Genomic DNA, 21,598 nt, shown 5'->3' with positions numbered 1-21,598 from the left:
ATAATGCTAAAAAATTGTATTGGGAAGCGTTCTAATAAAGTTAAAAATACCGTTGAAAGAGGTGCTGTGAAAAAGTTTGCTGAAGCAATAGCTGATCAACACGCAATATATCTAGATGAAGAAGTCGGAAGGCAATCTAGGTATGGGACAAATATTGCGCCTCCAACTTTTCCGAGAGTGTTTGAATATGGCGATATTGACGGCTTAAATCTTCCTAACGTTGGACTGATTCACGGAGAACAAAAATATCATTATGAAAGACCTCTTTTAGTAGGTGAAGATATTTATTGTTTTGCAGAAGTTACAAATTATGTTGAAAAATCAGGCAGAACTGGAACTATGGGCTTTATAACGTTTAAGCGATATGGTGAAGATTTAGAAGGTAATACGATTTTTACAGAAGAAATGGTCGTAATTATCACAGAAACTGTAAGAAAGGGGTTAGGAGTGTGAAAAGTTTAGCTGAATTAAAAATTGGAGAAGCGCTGGAAGAAGTTCAACTTCCTCCAGTTTCCAGAATGGATTTAATCAAATACTCTGGTGCCTCAGGAGATTTTAACCCGATTCATACGATAGATGAGGAGGCAACAAAAGCAGGTCTTCCTGGTATTATCGCTCATGGGATGTGGACGATGGGTAATTTAGCAAAGCTATTTACTGCACATTTTGAAGAAGGGTTTATTCAAGATTACCAAATCCGTTTCAAAGGAATGGTTTTTTTAAATGATGTCGTTACCCTTAAAGCAAAGTTAAAAGAAACAAGAGATAGTACGCTTGATTTTGATGTAAGTGCAGTTAATCAAAATGGTGCTGAAGTGATAAAAGGAAATATCGCATTCTCTCGGTATTAATAAAAAAGATAGCTTTGGTTTTGTAATATAGTTATTTTATTGTTCAAAAACAATCAATATTTAAAAGAGGTTGGCACTCACGTGTCAGCCTTTTTTGACGAATAAGAAATTCGAGGATGTCTAGCTACAGCGCCCAGCGACTAGTGAGACTTCCCTCACCGCCGTACTATAAGTCAACATCAATTCACTAACGTTCATTGTGTTTCCTTTATCTCCTGCGGCTCAGTCCAGTCCATATGCCGCTGAACGGGTGCTTGCGCTTTTATGTACCTGGTAGGAAGGTTTTACTCTATTAGTACGAGATCTTACTGTCAAAAAATGCAGTAAATTAAAAGCTGATTTTCAGGTTTTCAGATGTTTAATACTGGAATCTATAATCAAATTACTAGATTAATACTGGAAATACGAATGATTATCAAAGTGAAATACATAAGTGAATAAATTTTAACTTGATAATATTTTAATATAATAGTATAGTAATAAACGTGAAAGCACCGTAAGTATGTTAGTAAAACAAATAAATGTTATTATTGCGCTTGCATATTAATTGATTAACTGAAATGCTGTAAGCGTTATCATAATCAAGGGGGAGATATTATGTTTAACGATTTAATCGATTGGGGTAATACCCTTCTCTGGTCTTATGTATTGATTGCTTTATTGATCGGGTTAGGTATTTACTTCACTTTTACAACAAATTTTGTACAGATTAAAAACGTAATAGAAATGTTCCGTTTAATTAAAGAAAGCCCTTCGAGTACAAAAGGTAACAAACGTGTTTCATCATTCGGAGCTTTTTGTATTAGTGCGGCGACAAGAATTGGTACAGGTAACCTTGCAGGTGTTGCTATTGCGATCACTTTAGGTGGTCCTGGAGCTATCTTTTGGATGTGGATTGTTGCTATTTTTGGAGCGGCATTAAGTTTCATTGAAAGTACGTTAGCGCAAGTATATAAAATTAAAGATGGTAAAGGTGGATTTAAAGGTGGTCCAGCCTACTATATGGAAAAGGCGATTGGAAAACGTTGGATGGGGGTTTTGTTTGCTGTTCTCATTACATTCTGTTTTGGACTAGCTTTTACATCAGTACAAGCAAATACGATTACTGCTGCATTTGAAGAAGCTTTCGGAATTAATCGCTTATTATTAGGTATTGTGTTAGCAGTGATCGTGGCATTTGTTGTCTTTGGCGGAGTTAGACGGATTGCTAAAGTTTCTCAGATTGTTGTACCGGTGATGGCAATATTTTATATTTTATTAGCAACTTATGTAGCAGTCATTAACATTGGGGAACTTCCCGGGGTAATTGGATTGATTGTTTCTAGTGCCTTTGGTTTAGAACAAGCCATCGGTGGTGGTATTGGTGCTGCGATTATGAATGGTGTAAAACGTGGTTTATTCTCAAATGAAGCAGGTATGGGTAGTGCACCTGTTGCAGCAGCTACAGCTGATGTTAGCCACCCTGCTAAACAAGGCTTTATCCAAACTTTAGGTGTTTTTGTCGATACACTCGTTATTTGTACTGCAACTGCATTTATTATTTTATTAGCTGGAGTTCCTGGTGATGGAATGGGAGGAATTCAGTTAACTCAAGCGGCTCTAAGTAGTCATGTCGGTCCTTGGGCAAGTATTTTTATCGCAGTAGCGATTCTATTGTTCTGTTTTAGTTCTATTATTGGGAACTACTATTATGGTGAATCAAATATCGAGTTTATTAAGGAGAATAAATTAGCAATCTTTGTGTTCCGATTAGCTGTACTTGGCATGATTGTCTTTGGTTCAGTTGCTTCATTAGATATGGTTTGGAACTTAGCTGATTTATTTATGGGTCTTATGGCAGTTACGAACTTAATCGCATTAGCATTGATCGGTAAAATCGCAATTGCTGTATTAAAAGACTACTTGAAACAGAAAAACGCAGGAAAAGACCCAGTGTTCTATGCAAGCAACATTGAAGGTCTTCAAAATACAGAGTGTTGGGAAGATGAACAAAAAGAGTTACGAAAAGATGCATAGAATATCATAATGGTAGGTGCCTCAAAAACGCTACTTTTGAGGCACCTATTTTGATTTGCATAATAAGATAAGAGAGGAAATCGTAAGTGTAGGCACTTCGTTTTTTCACCGATTTGGGTTTAAAGTTGAATGTTTCTATTTGATAATGGAGTTTCCTGAAACTAATTTAAAATGCTCTCTTCATTTATTTCAACTATTACTTGCACACACCTTTATGACCCCAAGATGTACCAATTATGATTAATAGGATGAACAAAACCACAATTAATGTAAATCCACCACCATAACCAGGTTTATATCCTGTCGGTGAAATATAAGAAGGACCGTAACCAAAATTAGGAGCAGTCCCACCACACCCCGGAAGAACAGGGCTTACTGGATAGGCTTCACATCCGTAACCAAACATAAAAACACCACCTTTCACATCAGGTAGTACATTGTATGAATATTTGTTACAAATAGTTAATAATAATGGTAATTGAAGAGAAATTGTTGAAACGTTAAGACCTTGAATAACGTCAAATGAATGAGGTGAATAAAATGGCTGAATATGCTAGAAATTTTTTTATTGCAATATTTTTAGGTTGTTTGTTGTTGGGCTTATTTATTGTTGGAACAAGTTCAACAAACGCCAAAGAAACGATTTTATTATCGGAGAAGTTTTTTATTCCCGCATCTATTAAAGAGGCTGACCCTATATCCAAATAGAGTCGGCTACTTTTTTTATATGGAGAAATTTTATAAACCTCAATTGTGAGGGAGAGATTTTTTGTGTTTTTCCATAATATAGTTAAAATGAAAATACATCTTGTTTAAGTTACTGTTCAAGCTCATCAAGAGGCTCTTCGGTATCAAACACTCGAAACTTTGAATATTGATATGTAGTAGTATTATTATACTTCATATGGTACACTATCTAGCATTGATATTATTGTCGAAAAGGTGTAGTACGTGAAAATATATAAAATCTTAAATAATAATGCTGTTGTAGTAAAAGAAAATGATGAAGAGAAAATTGTCATGGGATCTGGCATTGCTTTTCAGAAAAAGAAAAATGACGTGATTAATCGTCAAAAAATCGAAAAGATTTTTATTATGAATGAAGGAAATGAAAAATTTCAAGAATTATTAAAAACGCTGCCTGAAGCTCATATACAAATCGCTGAGGATATTATTAGTTATGCCGAAGGATATTTGAAAGTACCACTTAGTAATCATATTCATATTTCATTAACAGACCATCTTTCATTTGCAATTGAACGACATCAACAAGGTTTCCAAATTCAAAATAAATTATTAAATGAAATTAAAAATTTATATAAGAAGGAATTTGAAGTCGGAAAATGGTCTCTTGATTATATTTTAGAAAAACTAAACCTTCAACTTCCTCTTGATGAAGCAGGTCATATTGCACTTCATATCCATACGGCCAAATTAGGTACAGGAGACATGGCTAGTACCCTTCAGCAAACAACGATCATAAGTGAGGTGATTGAGGTTATTCATTCTGAATTAGGAATGACACTTGACGAGGACTCAATCTCGTACCAACGATTGTTAACACATCTACGTTTTGCCTTAACACGAATTGAAAATAAAGAACCATTTCAAGCGATGGACCGAGATATGTTAAATATTATCCAAACGAAATATAAAAAGGCTTATGACATTGCGTTAAAAGCAGCAGCTTTTATTAAAAAAGAGTATAAAATAAACTTACCGGAATCTGAAATTGGTTATATCTCGCTTCATATTCAACGATTAATTCCATAATTTTTTAGTGACGATACTCGGTAAAAATGAAAGTCGAAAAATGATGGAAAACCTTATTTATTTATATTTTAGTGTTGACGAATTAAAAATATCCGATTACAATGAAAGCGTATAAATTTAATATCGTAGGATTGTTACTGGTTAAGCAGGCAAGACCTAAAATGCTAAAAGGATTTCTCCTTTACTATGAGGTGGATTCTATGCATTTTAGGTCTTTTTTCTTTTGTCTAAAGCCTTGATAACCTTTTTAACCAGAAATCTATATTAATTATAGGAGTGATAATAAAATGAACCACAAAGAAGTAGCTTTACAGCTCATTCCTCTATTAGGTGGGCGAGATAACATTGTAAGTGCAACTCATTGTGCGACTCGTCTGCGCATTGTGTTGCAAGACGACTCAAAAGCACAAAAAGCTGAAATTGAAGAATTAGAAGGTGTAAAGGGAGCGTTTTTAAGCTCAGGCCAATTCCAAATCATTTTTGGTACAGGTGTTGTTAACAAGGTGTATGCACCTTTTGCAGAAGAAGTGGGGTTAAAAGAAAAGGAAACGGTTAATCATCAAGAAGCCATTAAAAAGAAAATGAACCCGATTGCAAGGTTTGCTCGGACTTTATCTAACATCTTTGTACCGATTATTCCAGCGATCGTTGCAGCTGGTCTTTTAATGGGGTTACTTGGAATGCTTCGTACATTCGAATGGGTAGCTCCAGATAGTGCACTAATTGTTTTACTTGATATGTTCTCTAGTGCTGCTTTTATTATCCTTCCTATTCTTATCGGTGTTAGTGCAGCGAAGGAATTTGGCGGAAATCCTTATTTAGGAGCAGTTATCGGCGGAATTATGACCCATCCTGCTCTTTTAAATCCATGGATCTTAGGAAACGCAGAGCCGGAGATGTTACCATTTCTAGGTTTTGAGATCGCACTAATCGGATATCAAGGGACAGTTATACCTGTTTTACTAGCTGTTTATTTTATGAGTAAAATTGAAAAGGGACTTAGAAAAGTTGTTCCGAACTCTGTAGATTTACTTGTCATTCCGTTTGTTACAATCATGGCAACTGGTTTTATTTCTATAATGCTCATTGGTCCGCTTGGAACATTTGTCGGTGATGGGATTACAACGATCCTTAATTTTGTTTATAATAATGTTGGGTTTGTTGCTGGGTTATTGTTCGGTGGGACTTACTCTCTCATTGTTCTTACAGGTGTTCATCATAGTTTCCATGCGATTGAGGCTGGTTTAATTGCTAGTATCGGAATTAACTATTTACTTCCAATCTGGTCGATGGCGAATATTGCACAAGGTGGCGCTGGACTAGCTGTATTTTTTAAGTCAAAACGAGCAAAGACAAAAGAAGTTGCACTTCCATCAGCTTTTTCAGCATTCTTAGGAATTACAGAACCTGTCATCTTTGGGGTAAACTTAAGATATAGAAGGCCGTTTATCGGTGCGATGATTGGTGGAGCTTTAGCAGGGGCATATGTCGTCTTTACTAACGTAGCAGCAACAGCGTATGGCTTAACAGGGATCCCGATGATAGCGATCGTCTGGCCACTTGGAACAATTAACCTGATGAATTATCTAATTGGCTTTGCAATTGCGCTAGTTAGTTCGTTTGTGGCAACATGGATTCTTGGCTTTAAAGAAGAAGAAAAGTAACAGTTGAATAACCTGAACAGGCATGGCATAGATTGCCTGTTCTTTTCTCATTTTAGAATGGAGGAATATAGTATGAGACATGGCGTCATTTCTTTAGGAGAAGCACTAATCGATTTTATCCCTTTAGATAAAGAGAATATTTCGTATCAAAAAAGTCCTGGAGGTGCCCCAGCAAATGTTGCTGTAGGCTTAGCGCGCTTAGGTGCAAAATCAATGTTTTTAGGTAAAGTCGGCGACGATGTGTTAGGTCACTTTTTGAAAAATACATTAAAGGAATACGGAGTACATACGGACTATATGTATTTGGATGAGAAGACGCGAACGGGTGTCGTATTTGTTACTCTCGCCTCTAATGGTGAGCGAAGCTTTGATTTTTATATTAATCCGAGTGCAGATCAGATGCTTATGGTAAATGAAATTCCAATGGAGCAATTTGAACAAAATAAAATTCTTCACTTTGGATCCATTAGTTTAATTAATGATCCAGTGAGAACCGCAACAAAAAAAGCAGTGGCTCTTGCGAAAGAAAAAGGGATGCTTATTTCATATGATCCTAATTTACGTTTGAATTTATGGCCAAGCGAAATGGCGGCTAGAACTGGAATTATGTCTATGCTCGACCAAGCGGATGTGTTAAAAATTTCTGAAGAAGAGCTAGAATTTATTACAGGGAAAAAAGATCTATCCAAAGGCTTAGAAGCATTAGGTATCTATCAAATTCCACTTATTATTATTACGTTAGGAGCAGATGGCTGTATCGTTTATTTAAAAGGTGAACGACAATCTGTTCCTGCAATGAAAGTTAATGCAATTGATACTACTGGCGCGGGCGATGCTTTCGTTTCAGGAATTTTATACCAACTTAACGAGACAGAACAGGAAATAGATTCACTAACGATTGATGAAGTTGTGAGTATGGCACAATTTGCTAGTGTATCAGGTGGTTTAGCGGCTTCTACAAAAGGTGCGATGACGGCTTTGCCAACATTAGAAAAGGTTCAAGAAAAGCTTCATGGTAAGTAATAAGGAAGGCGGGATTACCATAGATCGTAATAGTGAACTAATTTTTCAAGCAGAACAATCCGTTTCAAAATATAAAGAGGTTGTAAACCAAGATCCGTATCGATTACACTTTCATCTCATGCCGCCTGTCGGATTACTAAATGATCCGAATGGATTTATTCAATGGCAGGGGAGATACCACTTATTTTATCAATGGAACCCTTTTAAAACAGCACATGGAGCTAAGTTTTGGGGACATTATAGTTCTAGTAATTTAGTCGATTGGCAGGAAGAGAAAATTGCACTTGCCCCGAGTGAATGGTTTGAGAAAAATGGTTGCTATTCAGGTAGTGCGATAGATGATAAAGGTATATTAAAACTGTTTTACACCGGTAATGTAAAAGTCGAAAAAGGAAATCGGGAGACGTATCAATGCTTAGCTGAATCGATGAATGGGATTGATTTTCTTAAAAAAGGAGTCGTTTTGAATTTACCTGAAGGCTATACTGCACATTTTCGTGATCCAAAAGTATGGAAGCATAAAGATAAGTGGTATATGGTAATCGGGGCACAATCGAAACAACTAGAAGGTAGAGCGGTATTATTTTCATCTGAAACGCTTGAGGATTGGTTGTTGATTGGTGATGTAGCTGGAACGAACATAAACGGTTTAGAAAATTTCGGCTATATGTGGGAGTGTCCTGATCTTTTTCATTTAAAGGGGAAAGAAGTATTACTCGTTTCACCGCAAGGCCTACAACCTGAAGGTATGTTATATCATAACGTTTATAACACGGGTTATTTTATTGGAACATTGAACTATGAGACGGGAGGACTAGAACATGGGGATTTCGAAGAGCTCGATCGTGGATTTGAGTTTTACGCTCCACAAACAACTGAAGATGATCAAGGCCGGCGGTTGTTATTTGGTTGGATGGGTGTTCCTGAACAAGATGAAGATAAACATCCGACTATTCCTTACCACTGGGTTCACTGTATGACCATTCCACGAGAATTAAAGCTTGTTAACGGACGTTTATATCAACAACCTGTTGAAGAATTACAAGCGCTTCGAAAAAATCAGGTGAGCCTAGAAAATGTGCTAATACAAGATGATCAGCCGTTTACTAATCTTGATGGAATAGCTTATGAACTTCAAATGGATACCCATGAAATCAAAGCGGATATACTAGAGATTACAATTAAAGATTGTGTTCACCTTGCGTATAATAAAAAAGAACAAATTTTTACACTTGAACGTAAAAGTTTAGCTACTGGTGAACCTGAAATTCGCCAATGTAAACTTAATCACTTGGATAAAGTTCGATTCTTTGTCGACACATCATCGATAGAAATTTTTCTTAATGATGGTCAAGAGGTATTTACGGCCCGAATGTTTCCAATCGTAGAGAACAACGCCATTTCCTTCAAAGTGCGGAATGGTAAAGTAACAAGCTCCATTCAAAAGTGGGATCTCGATCAGCAATAATCGAAGGTTTCTATACTTATAATCATATTTCACATTACATTATGATGTAGTTGTATTCAGTTTCGTACAACTACATCTCATCGTAAAGTTTCACCTTATTGAGGAAGTAATGTTTTTACAAATAGGGCCATTCTTAATCGAAGCGTCTCGTCTGAGTTTTTAATATCTCTTCCAAGGATTTCCTCACACTTCTTCAGTCGGTAAATTACTGTATTTCGGTGAATATACATACTTTTAGCTGTTTCTGATATTTGACAATTATGGTTTAGGAAAAATTCTAACGTTTGGACTAGATCTATTTTTTCCTTTTCTGATGAAAAGGCAAGGTCTTTTAATGTGGATTTATAAAATTCTTTTAGTTTTTGGGTTGGAATCGACTTTAACAGTTCAGTAAGATCTTTGGTACGGTACGTCTTAATAAACCTTTCTTTATTTTCTCGATATCCAAGACGAAGGGCGTCGACAGCTTCTTGAAAAGTGGTGGGAATATCCTTTACATTTTCAACATAATTACTAATGCCAAATGATAATGAGATATCAGAGGCTATGTGAACATCTAATTGAGTTTGTAAAATTGAATCATATACTTCTTTTTCAACGCTATCATTATAAAAGTCAAAGCCAATGAGGATCGCAAAAACATCACCTTTCGTAAAAACGACACTTTGCTCAAACTTTTTCGCCAAAACAACTTCTAGTACATCATAGATATGATCTCTTTTATTGTTCATATCTTTTTCAGCTTGTAATGGATGATGGTCTAAATAATAGTCGGAAGCACCATCAATTTTGCAGGTCAGACAGATGTATTGTCGAGATTTATCAAGTGAATAAATTTTACCTCTATTAATTATTTCTTGCTCAGAAGCAATGGTCCCCTCAACTAAATCGGTAAAAAACTCATTTTTTACCCTTCTTGCTTGTTGTTCAACAGCGTGCATTTTCATAAATTCAAAGGATAAAACATTTGCAGCCTGTTCAACGGCAAGTTGAAAAGAGGTTTGTTCGTTTAAAGCGCTACCTAAAATAACGACATAGCCTTTTTGTTGATTTGTTGTGTAGATTGGATAAATTGAGAATTGCTCGTAGTCTATTGTTGTTCCTTCAAGAGGTATGGTTAGTACTTTGTAATTATCGAATTGTTCATTACTAATCAGCTCGTATATATTCCAATAGACATCAAAAAACTCCTCTTTATCGATCGGGTGAGAAGAAGACATAATTTCAAGTCGATAGTTTAATAGAAGTATGGATGTATTTAATATGGAGCCCAGGCTTTTGATCACTTGGGAAAAACCACCACCTGACATAATGATATTAGTAAATTCTCGATGAATATTTAACGCATAGTTCAGTTCCTCGGTTCGTTCCTTTAAGATATAACTTAATCCTTCATTTAACATTTCACCTAGTGAGTGATGTAATGGTAATTCAATGATTGGAAAGTTAAACTTATTTGCTACCTCAATTAAGTTCTCAGGGATTTCATCAATATAACGCTTCGTTTTTAACCCAAGTCCAGCACAGTCTTGTTTTGCCATTTGCTTAACTAATTCATTAAGAGCATTTGGGTTATTTCTTACTGAATAAGCAGTTGTCAGAAGTAATTGATCTCGCTTTAAATAGTGAATAATGTCTGGAGCATCCATGAGATTAATGGATTGAACACTCTTATTTAATCCTTCATGACCCGCAACGACTTTTGCCTCTTTAAATGTAGGAAGTGCTAATATTTCTTTTAATTGCAATCATTTCCACTCCTTCCACCTCACATTTCATTGTATTAAATGTACAAAAAAATATATGAAACTGAAACTTTTATGTCATGTTTATTGACAATTTTTATCGCACATTTAGTTAATTCATCCAAAATAGAGATATCATCCCAATATAATTCCATAACTGAGGAGGGAGACGGATTGAAGCAATTAATAATTAAAAACGGCTTAGTTTATAGAAACAGGACGTTTCAACAAGTTGACCTTATTGTGCAAAATAACAAAATTGAATCCATTGTGCAATCTAATGTAAATTCAAATGATCAAATAGCTTTGCAAGTCATCAATGCAACGGGTTGCTATGTTCTTCCTGGCTTTATCGATGCTCACGTTCATTTTAATGATCCAGGAAGAGAGACGTGGGAGGGATTTCTAACTGGAAGTAAAGCAGCAGCTGCAGGTGGAATTACGACTGTATTTGATATGCCGTTAAATAGTAGTCCGTCTGTCATTAGCTCTTTGATCCTAAAAAATAAAAAGGAGCATGTTTGCTCCCGTACATTTATTGATTTCGGGTTATGGGGAGGAATCACGGCTGAAAATATTAGTAACGAATTTGAATTAATGCGAATGAAAGAAGCAGGAATAGTTGGGTTTAAAGCTTTTTTATCTGAAAGTGGTATTAGTGATTTTCTCTTTTTATCGAAGGATCAATTAAAGGAAGCGATGATCGTCTGTAAAAAACTAAACAGCCTATTAGCCTTGCATGCTGAAGATCAAAGTTTAATTGAGCATTATACATCTCAATTGCAAAAAGATCAAAGACGGGATCACCAAGCATTTCTCAATAGTCGGCCTTTAAGTGCAGAATTGTCAGCAATCCATCATGCGTTGTCTCTCGTAGAAGAAACCGGTGCCTCAGTTCATTTTGTCCATGTTAGCTCACCAGAAGCTATTGAGTTAATATCTTATTACAAAGAAAAAGGGTGCAACGTAACGGTAGAAGTGTGTCCCCATTATTTACTTTTTAGTGATCATGATTTCCTCCGGACTGGACCAATATTAAAATGCGCACCACCGTTACGTGATTTGGATACGATCGAAAAATTGTGGAAATGCATTGAAAATGGATGGGTAGATACGATAGGAACCGATCACTCTCCTTGTCCGATATCGATGAGAGAAGTAGGCAATGATAATATTTGGCTGTCTTGGGGTGGTATACAAGGTGTACAGTTTGGTTTTCCTTTCTTCATTGGAGAAGCGGTTCGAAGAGGTATACCTTTAGAAAAGGTTGTTCCACTTATGACCTCAAATGTAGCAAACCGCTTTGACCTTCGCCAGACGAAGGGAAGTATTGAAATAGACAACGATGCAGATTTTACAATTTTTGATCCAAACCATTCTTATGTTGTTAAATCATCGGATATCTTATTTAAAAATCAATATTCACCATATATAGATAAAGAAACAAGAGGAAGAGTCGTTTTGACTATCGTACGAGGTTCAATTGTTTATGATCAGAGACGTCAACTGAAAGATACGCTTTTGGGTAAAGCGGTTTGTTTTGATTAATCTTGCCTACTGTTTTTCGTAAATTTTTAGATGTTATTAAATTGAATGGTTATTTAGATTTTCTGATTAGCGTACCTATACAATATATTCATCTATTTTTAGTCAGGATAAACAATGACTCACAATGCGCGAAATCATATGATGTGTGTAGTAAATCATTAACACCAAATATTACAAACCTCAGGAAAATGAAAGGATGATCCTGATGATCTCAATGAAAACGATTAATAAAATGCAAGCGAAGGAGTACATTAAAACATTTGGATCTATATTTGAAAACTCTCCGTGGATTGCTGAAAAAGCTTGGGGATATCGTCCATTCGCTAACTTAAGTGAAATGTATAATATCATGGTAACCATTGTGTTTGATGCACGGCTTTCCTCAAAATTAGCTTTGTTAAAAGCACACCCAGATTTAGGGACGAGACTTGAAATCTCCTCAACTTCGCAGCAAGAACAATTACAAGCAGGTTTGAATCAATTATCAGAAGATGAATATACTGAATTTTCTAAACTGAATAAACAGTACACGGAGAAATTTGGGTTTCCTTTTATTTTGGCAGTTCGTGGGAAAACAAAAGAAGTGATAAAAGAAAATATGAAAAAAAGAGTGCATTATCGTTATGAGCAAGAAATCGAAACAGCTCTTAATGAAGTATGTAAGATTGCTAAGTTTCGATTACTAGATATAGTTTCAGATCGAATTGAAGTGAAGTAAATGGTTTAGCAGATTTTATTAGTCACGATAATCAAAAGAATGGTGCGGTGAAGTGTTCCTAAATAAACATGAAATTTTAAATTTGTAACTTGAAAGCTAGGAAAAAGTAAATAAGGGAGATATAAAATGAGTGGAAAAATAACTACACATGTACTCGATATTAGTTTAGGTGTTCCAGCTGGTGGGGTTTATCTTGAGTTATATAAGATCTATTCTTCTGGAAAAAAGGAACTAATGATTAGTAATAGGACGAATGAGGATGGAAGGCTGAACGAACCTTTACTAAGAGGTAATCAAATGACTAAAGGGTCCTATGAATTACTATTTTTTGTGGGTGACTATTTTTCTAAACGACTTAAAAACGGGCAAGAAATTCAATTCTTAGATCAAATCCCGATTCGCTTCGGTATAGCAAATGTAGAGGAGCATTACCATGTACCTCTTCTCCTTGCTCCAGGAGGATATAGTACGTATCGCGGAAGTTAAATGAATTTCGAAACAGAAAGGAGTCGTAGATGGTTGGCCATTTTATTTGGTTGGTCTTCCTTTTTCTTTTTCTGTAGTACTCTAATTTTATTTGAGAGAGAGGAGTGGATGGTTTGATCATCACATGTCCTATAAATAAACAACGATTATGGAATACACTCATGGAACTTGGGAATATTGGGTTAACAAGTTCAAATAAAGCGGAAGGGTTAACAAGGTTATCACTTAGTAAAGAGGATCTTGCTGCTAGAAGTTATCTAATCAAGCTAATGGAAGAAGCAGGGCTAGAAGTTCGCGTTGATCCTATTGGAAACATATTTGGAAAACTAAACGGGTCAAAAAAAACAGCACCCGTTGTATTATCAGGTTCACATATAGATACCGTCCATCAAGGTGGGATGTTTGATGGGGCACTAGGCGTCCTTGGGGCGATAGAAGCAGTCCGGACGATAAAAGAAGCAGGAATTAACTTAACCCACACAATCGAAGTGGTTTCATTTACCGATGAAGAGGGGACGCGATTCGGAACAGGTTATATCGGAAGTAAGGCGATGGCTGGTGTGTTAGAAGAGAAAATATTTACTTTAGAAGATGATGACGGAATAACGTATCGAGAAGCCATTCTAAATGCAGGTCTAGACCCATTAAGTTATAAAGAAGCTACAAGAAAAAAAGAAGAAGTGAAAGCATATATTGAAATGCATATTGAACAAGGAAAGGTCCTTGAAGAACATAATATGTCCGTCGGAATTGTCACGGATATTCAAGGTCCTATATGGCTAGAGGTTACATTAATAGGTAACCCAGATCATGCCGGTGCGACACCAATGCATATGAGAAAGGACGCGGCTTTAGCGATGGCAGAAGTTTTATTGGAAATTGAAACCATAGCTACAACATATAAAGGAGTCGGTACAGTAGGTAAGATAAAAGTCGAACCAGGAGGAGTCAATATTATTCCAGGTAAAGTATCATTTTCAGTAGATCTTCGCCATGTCAACAAGGAATTAAGAACTGAAATGGTGAATAAAGTATTCGAATCTTTAGATCGTGTGAGTAATAGGAGAAGGATTCATGCTCATATTGATGTAAAAAAGGATGTGGATCCGGCTTCTTGTTCTAAAGAAATTGTTCAGCTTCTTGAAGAAGTATGTTCTGAGTTGAGTATTCCTACGAAGAAAATTCAATGTGGAGCAGGCCATGATTCGTTAATCATGGCGAATTATACAAAAATGGGGATGATTTTCGTTCGTTCCAAAGATGGAATAAGTCATAATCCAAAAGAATGGACAGACTTAGAAGATTGCGCAGTAGGTACTCAAGTTCTCTTTGAAACATTAGTAAAACTAGCTAAATAAAATAGATGGTGGTGAAAAGAAGTGTACGATACAAGACCATTTCAAGTACCAAAACGAACCATAATGACTCCAGGACCAGTTGAAGTAGATCCTCGTGTTCTACAAGCGATGTCTTCTTCAATTTTAGGACAGTTTGATCCGAAGTTTACTTCTTTAATGAACGATACGATGGAATTATTACGACACCTCCTACAAACAAATAATCAGTGGGCTTTTCCGATCGACGGCACGTCAAGGGCTGGAATTGAAGCGATGATATGCAGTGTGATTGAAGAAGGAGATACTGTACTCGTACCATCATTTGGTCGTTTTGGTTCCTTGCTTATTGAAATTTGTGAACGGTGTGGTGCTAACGTTTATTCGATCGAATGTGAATGGGGACAAGTATTTGATCCAGAAATCATCATCAATAAAATAAAAAAATTACGACCAAAAGTGGTAGCGATGGTTCATGGGGATACATCGACAGGCAGAATGCAGCCGTTGAAGGAGATTGGTTATGCCTGTAGAGAAAACGATTCTCTACTGATTGTAGACGCTGTTGCAACCGTTGCTGGAACAGATGTAAAAACTGATGAATGGTATATTGATGGATTGATTACAGGAACGCAAAAATGTTTATCGGTACCTTCAGGAATGGCACCCATTACGTATAACGAGCGGATTGAAGCCATTTTAAGTAAACGGAAGTCAATTGAAAAAGGACTCGTTACCGATATTAACAGTACAAGAGATGTTAGTAGACGGATTCGCAGTAATTATTTTGATTTAAGTCAGCTTCAGGATTATTGGAGCCCGGCACGGCTAAATCATCATACAGAAGCAACGTCGATGCTTTATGGCCTTTATGAAGGTGTGCGTCTTATTTTAGAGGAAGGACTGGAGAAACGGTTTGAAAGACACCGATTGAACGAGCGGGCCTTAGTTGCTGGGATTGAAGCGATGGGACTTTCGTTATTTGGAGACAACAGTTGTAAATTACCTACTGTAACTTGTATAAACATTCCTGAAGGGATTGATGGCGATTCAGTCCGAAGTATGCTTTTAGATGATTTTAGTATTGAAATTGCGAGCTCGTTTGGACCTCTTCATGGTAAAATTTGGCGCATTGGAACGATGGGTTATAGTTGTCAAAAATCGAATGTCCTTCATACACTCGCATGTCTTGAAGCCGTATTACTTCGACATGGTGCAAAGCTAAATGTCGGTGAAGGATGTCAGGCAGCATTAGATGTCTATAAAAATTTGGAAAAAACACAAATTTCTACTTAAAAATCACTTGAAAAATTTTCTAACAATTTTATAGTTTAGTTGGATAATTTTCTATATTATTAATAAAAACAAGCTGTAAATGAATATTATAATTTCGTATAACCTCAAAAATATGGTTTGAGGGTTTCTACTTGGTACCGTAAAAGACCTGGCTACGAAAAATACCGTAATGAACGGCTATTTTTTATGGTCAGGTCTTATTTCTTATTGCAAGGTGGGGATGAGTGTTGACAAATCTATTAATCAAAAATGCTGAAATTGTAACGATGAATGCAAATGATGAAATATTTAATGGAGATATTTACATTGAAAATGATCGGATAAAAGCAATAGGAAAAAATCTAGTTGTTACTTGTGCCGATAAAATTATTGATGCTAGTGGTCGTACCGTTATTCCAGGTTTTGTACAAACGCATATTCATTTGTGCCAAACTTTATTCAGAGGAAGAGCTGACGATCTAGAATTGATGGACTGGTTAAAGCAAAAAATATGGCCGTTAGAAGCTGCACATGATGAGGAGTCTATTTATTATTCAGCATTACTCGGAATTGGCGAATTAATTCAAAGTGGAACAACAACGATTGTGGATATGGAAACGGTGCATCATACAGAGTTCGCTTTTCAAGCAATTGCTGCTAGTGGAATACGAGCATTATCAGGGAAAGTCATGATGGATAAAGGGAATGAAGTACCTAAACGATTACAAGAGAAAACGAGTGAGTCAATCCAAAAGAGTGTTGATCTATTGGAACAGTGGAATGAGTTTGATGGGGGAAGAATTAAATATGCGTTTTCACCTCGTTTTGTTGTTTCTTGTACAGAAGAATTATTAAAAGAAGTGAGTAGTCTTTCGAAACATTACAACGTTTATGTTCATACACATGCTTCCGAAAATCGCGGTGAAATTGAAATTGTAGAAAGAGAAACAGGAATGCGTAACATTACGTATTTAGATCATCTCGGTCTTGCCAATGAACGGTTAATTTTAGCCCATTGTATATGGTTAGATGAAACTGAAAAGATCATTATTAAAGAAAAAGGCGTAAAAGTAAGCCACTGTCCGGGCTCAAATTTAAAGCTCGCTTCTGGTATCGCTGAAATCCCTCATCTATTACAGCAAAACATTTCGGTGAGTTTAGGTGCAGATGGTGCTCCTTGTAATAATAATTTAGATATGTTGAATGAAATGAGGCTTGCTGCACTTATTCAAAAACCAACCTTTGGTCCTACTGTGATGGATGCGAAAACGGTTTTTAAAATGGCAACGATTGGAGGAGCAAAGGCGATTGGGATGGAGAATGAAATTGGTAGTTTAGAAGTCGGAAAAAAAGCAGATCTCGCCATTTTAAATTTAAACGACTTTCATACGTACCCATCATTTGGTGTAGATCCAATATCAAGGATCGTATATTCAGCTACTCATGCAGATGTTGAAACAACTATTATAAATGGAAAAATAGTGATGGAAAATCGTTGGCTAAAAACAATCGATAAAAACATTGTCTTACAGGAAGCAAACCAATCGATACGTAGACTAATGAAAAAAGTCCCTAATCTATTAAATAGCTTATAAAATTTTCAAATATCTTTAAGCTGCAAAATATCCTTTGAAAAATGATCTTACATTATATGGTTTCGATAGGTATGAACATGTTTAATGTGAAAGTTAAGATACATTAATGAGAACGAATAAAGTTATAGGTGCATTTAATAAATAAAACATAATCGCTTATGGTTTTTATATACAATCTTTCATTCGATTTTTAGTTATTTTAACCAATGACTCTAAGATTATTGCCCATTACGATTGACTTAAAATTAATGTATAGAAATGGAGGGGATAAAGAATGGCAACAAAGCGGAAAGTTTGGAAACCGAGAACTTTAAAAGAAGTGAGGGAAGTACAAACTCTCATCGGTACTTCAAATTATTGCTTTGTTTCTGGGGGAACATGGCTTCGTACCCAATGGGAAGCGAAGTTAAAAGAAATGCCTCTTCATCTAATTAGCTTAGAAGACATTCTTGAAATGAAAAAAATTCGAGAAGTGCCAAGTTCTAACGGCATTATGATAAAGATTGGTGCACTGTCAACCTTATCTGATTGTATAGAAAACCAATTCATAAAAAAATACGTTCAAACTTTATTTCATGCTTGTAAACGAATTGCAGCTCCTTCGATCCGTCACCAAGGAACGATAGGTGGAAATATTATGACAGCCGTTGGCGATACGATCCCTGCACTTTTAATCTATCAAACAAAATTAAACTGGTTTGATGGTGAAAAAGTTGAAGCCGAGCCTTTGGAAAAATGGCTGACTGACTTTCAGATAAACCCACATTCAAAAAATCGAATTCTAATTGATATAGAAATACTAGTTGAAAAGGAATTTGAGAAAGAGAACTTTTCGTTTTTTACAAAGATTGGAAGGAGAGAGACGTTTACTCCAGCTATTATATCAGTAGCAGGTAAAGGAAAAATTCAGCCTACAGGGCAACTCCAAAATGTAGCGCTAGCAGTTGGCGGCGGTACGGTTTTACCGAGGCGATTGTACCGAACTGAACTAGAATTAGAAACGAAAAAGTTTTCTGTAGCTCTCATTCAAAAAGTTCATAAGATTATTAAAGAAGAGTACGAGACAAATGGTGATACGTTTCATTCGATTTCTTATAAAAAAACTGTAGCAGCAAATTTAATTACATGTGAACTCATTGAGTTGATTGAACGCTTTGAAGAGGGAGGTGAAATCTATGCGTCTGAAATGTAATCAAAATGGGAAAGGATGGAAGTTGCGACCTGATGGTGAAGAGAAAGTAACTGGAAAGCTTCGCTATTTAACAGATATTACATTTCCTAACATGCTTTACGGAAAAGTATTGCGTAGTGCTCATCCACATGCCCGAATTAAATCCATTAATATTACACAAGCAAAATCATTGGATGGTGTTTCGACGGTTATCACCCATCGAGATATACCTGGTCTGAACGGCTTTGGGATTGCTAACCCTGATCAACCCGTTTTTTGCAATACCGTCGTTCGTTATGAAGGTGATGCGATTGCAGCGGTTGCGGCAATCAGTGACGAAGTCGTTGAAAAAGCACTTCAACTTATTCAAGTTGAGTATGAAGAATTACCTGTACTCGACAGTCCTGAGGCAGCGTTAGCGCCTACAGCACCTCAACTTCATGAGGATGGTAATATTCTTCATACTACTCATTATTCGCGAGGACAAGTAGAAGAAGCTTTTCAAAAATGTGCTTACGTTGTAGAAGAAACGTATTTTACACCTAGGCAGATGCACACGTATATGGAAACGGAAGGCGGCATTTTTGTACCGGAAAACGGAAAGCTAAACGTTTACGCACCGACTCAACATGGTTACAAAGATAGGATGCAGCTTGCTCGAATATTGGCAATTCCTGAGGAGCAAATTCGTGTCATCTCAAGTCCAATTGGTGGTTCATTCGGTGGTAAAGATGAATTAAATATTCAGCCTTATGGTGCATTATTAGCTATATATAGTGGCCAGACAGTCAAAATGCATAATTCCAGGTGGGAATCGGTAACAGCAGGATTAAAAAGACACCCAATGAAAGTAACGATGAAAACGGGTATGGATGCTAATGGCAAGCTCATTGCACATCAAGTGGATATACTTTCTGATACAGGAGCGTATTCAACACTCGGTGCTCCCGTTTTAAATTTTGCGACCGAACATGCCATTGGTCCATACAAAATTCCACATGTTGAAGTAAATGGGAAAGCAGTTTTCACCAATAACGGAGTTTCTGGTGAGTTTCGGGGGTTTGGCGGTAATCAAGTTATTTTTGCTCTTGAAGGACAAATCGATCGATTAGCTGAAAAAATAAAGCTCGATCCGTGGGAGCTTAGAAAAATTAACTTACGAAGTCAAGATGATCTCGGACCAATGGGGCAAAGAATTGTACCGACAAATGGAGTAGCAGACGTTTGGAAAAGTGTACAGGAATCATCTCTTTGGAATAAACGAAAGGAAACAAAACCGTACAGTAAGCCGTGGATTAGCCGAGGAATTGGAGCTGCATTAGCGATGCACGGATCTGGACTAGGGTATGGATTACCAGATCATGCAGGAGGAACAATTCGTTTAAATGATGCTGGAAAAATTGAAGTTGCCTTTGGACACGAAGAAATGGGGCAAGGACTACTAGCAACGCTGGAAATTTTACTATTAGATCATTTTCATTGTGATAAAGAAGACATTGAAATCGTCATCGGCGATACTGATCGTGTTCCGGTTTGTGGATCATCTACGGCTTCAAGGACAACGAGTATGGTATGGCATTCATTAAATCGCTTAAAGCCAGCTTTTTTAAAAGCTATATTTCTAGCAACTTCAAAATGTACGGGTATTTCAACTGATAATCTAAGGACTGGACCTGGTGGAATTTGGTCTACGATCGCTGGTGAGAAAAAATGTGTGGTAACCTATGCAGAGTTAGTGACTGAAAGTGAAACTAACTTCGAATGGACAACTGAGTTTGATTTTCCAGTTACACCAGACCCAATTATAGGGGCTCACTTTCTTTATACGTGTACTTCTGTGATTTGTGAAGTGGAAGTAAATCGATTAACGGGAATGGTGACCGTTAAGCAAATAGATCATTTCGTCGCTGCTGGTCCTGTCATCAATCCAATGGGATATGTAGGACAAATTGAAGGTGGGGGCGTGATGGCACTCGGTTTTACGTTAACAGAAGATGCTGTAATGCAAGCAGGTAGATATGTGACAAAAAACTTAGATACGTATATGATTCCTACAATTTTGGATGTCCCTGTAAATCACAACGTTGATGCAATTGAAACGCTGCCCCAGGATGACCCATTTGGTCCTCGAGGTGTAGGTGAAGTTGGTTCAGTCGCTCTTGCCCCGGCCATAGTATCAGCGATTCACGATGCAACAGGTATTGAAATAACGAAACTACCAATTTCACCAGAGCTGCTCCTGAAATCCTCGCCATTTTTAGAAGAGATATAAAGTAATCTATTTACTACAGACCTAATGAGTTGTGATTAGACCGATATATCAGAAATTAGACCGATAAATTTGAAATTAGACTGGTATATCTGGAGTTAAACCGGTGTTCCCATTATTAGTGAAAAAAGGTGGTGCACATATGAGTTTATCTAAAGATTCCTTAGAAAATATAGAGGAAGTCGATTCAACCGTTTCCTTTGTTTTAAACGGTGAAGTAATGACTCTTAACGTCGACCCTTCAAAGCGGTTAATCGAAATAATAAGAGATGATCTTAACTTAACAGGGACGAAGATTTCATGTGAAATTGGGAGATGTGGTGCATGTATGGTTCTCATCAACGGGAAGCCGCAAAACTCCTGTCTAACGATGGCTTATCAATGTGAAGGGAAAAGCGTAGTGACAATTGAGGGACTTAGCAAAGAAAAGCTCGATCCTGTCCAACAAATCCTCCTTGAAGAAGGCGGATTACAATGTGGATACTGCACTTCCGGCATGGTAGTATCTGTAAAAGGAATATTAAAACAATGTCCAAATGCCTCCTTTGAAGATTTGAGAGAAGGATTGTCTGGGAACTTATGTCGCTGTACAGGTTATGGTGGAATTCTTCGCTCGTTAGAACGAATAAGTAAGGAATGTACAGTAAAAAAACAAGAATAAT

The 21,598-nt window shown here is 36.7% G+C and carries 19 protein-coding genes and 1 riboswitch; of the genes, 17 read left to right on the top strand and 2 right to left on the bottom strand.

Annotated features, from left to right (window positions below; genetic code table 11):
* Nucleotides 1–3 precede the first annotated feature (3 nt).
* The 3 genes from J0N78_RS14230 (at nucleotide 4) to J0N78_RS14220 (ending at nucleotide 2,867) form a co-directional block, all read left to right on the top strand.
* A complete protein-coding gene (locus J0N78_RS14230) occupies nucleotides 4–453 on the top strand; it encodes a MaoC family dehydratase N-terminal domain-containing protein (RefSeq protein ID WP_209123777.1) in 450 nt (149 codons plus the stop codon).
* Nucleotides 450–851, top strand: coding sequence for a MaoC/PaaZ C-terminal domain-containing protein (locus J0N78_RS14225; RefSeq protein ID WP_209123776.1), 402 nt, complete (start codon nucleotides 450–452; stop codon nucleotides 849–851). The genes J0N78_RS14230 and J0N78_RS14225 overlap by 4 nt, the downstream gene beginning before the upstream one ends.
* 597 nt (nucleotides 852–1,448) lie before the next feature.
* Nucleotides 1,449–2,867 carry an alanine/glycine:cation symporter family protein gene (locus J0N78_RS14220; protein WP_209123775.1) on the top strand — a complete coding sequence of 473 codons (1,419 nt, stop codon included), beginning with the start codon at nucleotides 1,449–1,451 and terminating at the stop codon, nucleotides 2,865–2,867.
* A 196-nt stretch (nucleotides 2,868–3,063) separates the two neighbouring features.
* Here the strand turns inward: J0N78_RS14220 and J0N78_RS26200 are convergent, their stop codons facing one another.
* Complete coding sequence (locus J0N78_RS26200) at nucleotides 3,064–3,273, bottom strand: YjcZ family sporulation protein (protein ID WP_209123774.1); 210 nt, start codon at nucleotides 3,271–3,273, stop codon at nucleotides 3,064–3,066.
* A gap of 134 nt (nucleotides 3,274–3,407) precedes the next feature.
* Between J0N78_RS26200 and J0N78_RS14210 the strand changes: the two genes are divergently transcribed.
* The 5 genes from J0N78_RS14210 to J0N78_RS14190 all read left to right on the top strand — a co-directional run bounded on the left by J0N78_RS14210 (nucleotide 3,408) and on the right by J0N78_RS14190 (nucleotide 8,795).
* Complete coding sequence (locus J0N78_RS14210) at nucleotides 3,408–3,575, top strand: hypothetical protein (RefSeq protein ID WP_209123773.1); 168 nt, start codon at nucleotides 3,408–3,410, stop codon at nucleotides 3,573–3,575.
* A 243-nt stretch (nucleotides 3,576–3,818) separates the two neighbouring features.
* Nucleotides 3,819–4,640, top strand: a complete 822-nt coding sequence (locus J0N78_RS14205) for a PRD domain-containing protein (protein WP_209123772.1) — start codon at nucleotides 3,819–3,821, stop codon at nucleotides 4,638–4,640.
* Nucleotides 4,641–4,927: 287 nt separating this feature from the next.
* On the top strand, nucleotides 4,928–6,304 hold the full coding sequence (locus J0N78_RS14200) for a sucrose-specific PTS transporter subunit IIBC (RefSeq protein WP_209123771.1): 1,377 nt from the start codon (nucleotides 4,928–4,930) through the stop codon (nucleotides 6,302–6,304).
* Between the two features lie 72 nt (nucleotides 6,305–6,376).
* Nucleotides 6,377–7,327, top strand: a complete 951-nt coding sequence (locus J0N78_RS14195) for an aminoimidazole riboside kinase (protein ID WP_209123770.1) — start codon at nucleotides 6,377–6,379, stop codon at nucleotides 7,325–7,327.
* Entirely contained in the window at nucleotides 7,317–8,795 is a 1,479-nt protein-coding gene (locus tag J0N78_RS14190) for a glycoside hydrolase family 32 protein (RefSeq protein ID WP_209123769.1), read from the top strand. The genes J0N78_RS14195 and J0N78_RS14190 overlap by 11 nt, the downstream gene beginning before the upstream one ends.
* 95 nt (nucleotides 8,796–8,890) lie before the next feature.
* On the opposite strand, the gene J0N78_RS14185 is transcribed toward J0N78_RS14190, so the two are convergent.
* Entirely contained in the window at nucleotides 8,891–10,543 is a 1,653-nt protein-coding gene (locus J0N78_RS14185) for a PucR family transcriptional regulator (protein WP_209123768.1), read from the bottom strand.
* 171 nt (nucleotides 10,544–10,714) lie between these two features.
* On the opposite strand from J0N78_RS14185, the gene allB reads away from it, so the two are divergent.
* From allB to J0N78_RS14140, 9 genes are all read left to right on the top strand, one after another.
* Complete coding sequence (gene allB, locus J0N78_RS14180) at nucleotides 10,715–12,088, top strand: allantoinase AllB (RefSeq protein WP_209123767.1); 1,374 nt, start codon at nucleotides 10,715–10,717, stop codon at nucleotides 12,086–12,088.
* 205 nt (nucleotides 12,089–12,293) lie between these two features.
* Complete coding sequence (gene uraD, locus J0N78_RS14175) at nucleotides 12,294–12,806, top strand: 2-oxo-4-hydroxy-4-carboxy-5-ureidoimidazoline decarboxylase (protein ID WP_209123766.1); 513 nt, start codon at nucleotides 12,294–12,296, stop codon at nucleotides 12,804–12,806.
* Between the two features lie 126 nt (nucleotides 12,807–12,932).
* Nucleotides 12,933–13,292: a hydroxyisourate hydrolase gene (gene uraH, locus J0N78_RS14170; RefSeq protein WP_209123765.1), complete on the top strand. Its 360-nt coding sequence runs from the start codon at nucleotides 12,933–12,935 to the stop codon at nucleotides 13,290–13,292.
* 113 nt (nucleotides 13,293–13,405) lie between these two features.
* Nucleotides 13,406–14,650: a Zn-dependent hydrolase gene (locus J0N78_RS14165; RefSeq protein WP_209123764.1), complete on the top strand. Its 1,245-nt coding sequence runs from the start codon at nucleotides 13,406–13,408 to the stop codon at nucleotides 14,648–14,650.
* A 63-nt stretch (nucleotides 14,651–14,713) separates the two neighbouring features.
* Nucleotides 14,714–15,922 carry a pyridoxal-phosphate-dependent aminotransferase family protein gene (locus J0N78_RS14160; protein ID WP_209123877.1) on the top strand — a complete coding sequence of 403 codons (1,209 nt, stop codon included), beginning with the start codon at nucleotides 14,714–14,716 and terminating at the stop codon, nucleotides 15,920–15,922.
* 74 nt (nucleotides 15,923–15,996) lie between these two features.
* Nucleotides 15,997–16,097: riboswitch (purine riboswitch) on the top strand.
* A 52-nt stretch (nucleotides 16,098–16,149) separates the two neighbouring features.
* The gene (locus J0N78_RS14155) at nucleotides 16,150–17,496 is read left to right on the top strand and encodes a 5'-deoxyadenosine deaminase (protein WP_209123763.1); all 1,347 of its coding nucleotides are present in this window, start codon (nucleotides 16,150–16,152) and stop codon (nucleotides 17,494–17,496) included.
* A 274-nt stretch (nucleotides 17,497–17,770) separates the two neighbouring features.
* A complete protein-coding gene (locus J0N78_RS14150) occupies nucleotides 17,771–18,688 on the top strand; it encodes an FAD binding domain-containing protein (RefSeq protein ID WP_209123762.1) in 918 nt (305 codons plus the stop codon).
* Nucleotides 18,672–20,939: a xanthine dehydrogenase subunit D gene (gene pucD / locus J0N78_RS14145; RefSeq protein WP_209123761.1), complete on the top strand. Its 2,268-nt coding sequence runs from the start codon at nucleotides 18,672–18,674 to the stop codon at nucleotides 20,937–20,939. The genes J0N78_RS14150 and pucD overlap by 17 nt, the downstream gene beginning before the upstream one ends.
* 103 nt (nucleotides 20,940–21,042) lie before the next feature.
* Nucleotides 21,043–21,597: a (2Fe-2S)-binding protein gene (locus J0N78_RS14140; RefSeq protein WP_307794942.1), complete on the top strand. Its 555-nt coding sequence runs from the start codon at nucleotides 21,043–21,045 to the stop codon at nucleotides 21,595–21,597.
* The last annotated feature ends 1 nt before the right edge of the window (nucleotide 21,598 follow it).

Source organism: Alkalihalobacillus sp. BA299, from assembly GCF_017745675.1.
GTDB lineage: Bacteria > Bacillota > Bacilli > Bacillales > Bacillaceae_F > Alkalihalobacterium.
The sequence above is the reverse complement of the archived record's forward strand: the minus strand, read 5'-3'. Positions and strand labels throughout refer to the sequence as shown.

Bases quoted from the DNA above. Each gene is read 5' to 3' on its own strand.
- uraH (WP_209123765.1), top strand. From the start codon at position 12,933: ATGAGTGGAAAAATAACTACACATGTACTCGATATTAGTTTAGGTGTT.
- J0N78_RS14160 (WP_209123877.1), top strand. From the start codon at position 14,714: ATGACTCCAGGACCAGTTGAAGTAGATCCTCGTGTTCTACAAGCGATG.
- J0N78_RS14195 (WP_209123770.1), top strand. From the start codon at position 6,377: ATGAGACATGGCGTCATTTCTTTAGGAGAAGCACTAATCGATTTTATC.
- pucD (WP_209123761.1), top strand. From the start codon at position 18,672: ATGCGTCTGAAATGTAATCAAAATGGGAAAGGATGGAAGTTGCGACCT.
- J0N78_RS14220 (WP_209123775.1), top strand. From the start codon at position 1,449: ATGTTTAACGATTTAATCGATTGGGGTAATACCCTTCTCTGGTCTTAT.
- J0N78_RS26200 (WP_209123774.1), bottom strand. From the start codon at position 3,273: ATGTTTGGTTACGGATGTGAAGCCTATCCAGTAAGCCCTGTTCTTCCG.
- uraD (WP_209123766.1), top strand. From the start codon at position 12,294: ATGATCTCAATGAAAACGATTAATAAAATGCAAGCGAAGGAGTACATT.
- J0N78_RS14150 (WP_209123762.1), top strand. From the start codon at position 17,771: ATGGCAACAAAGCGGAAAGTTTGGAAACCGAGAACTTTAAAAGAAGTG.
- J0N78_RS14230 (WP_209123777.1), top strand. From the start codon at position 4: ATGCTAAAAAATTGTATTGGGAAGCGTTCTAATAAAGTTAAAAATACC.
- J0N78_RS14210 (WP_209123773.1), top strand. From the start codon at position 3,408: ATGGCTGAATATGCTAGAAATTTTTTTATTGCAATATTTTTAGGTTGT.
- J0N78_RS14200 (WP_209123771.1), top strand. From the start codon at position 4,928: ATGAACCACAAAGAAGTAGCTTTACAGCTCATTCCTCTATTAGGTGGG.
- J0N78_RS14190 (WP_209123769.1), top strand. From the start codon at position 7,317: ATGGTAAGTAATAAGGAAGGCGGGATTACCATAGATCGTAATAGTGAA.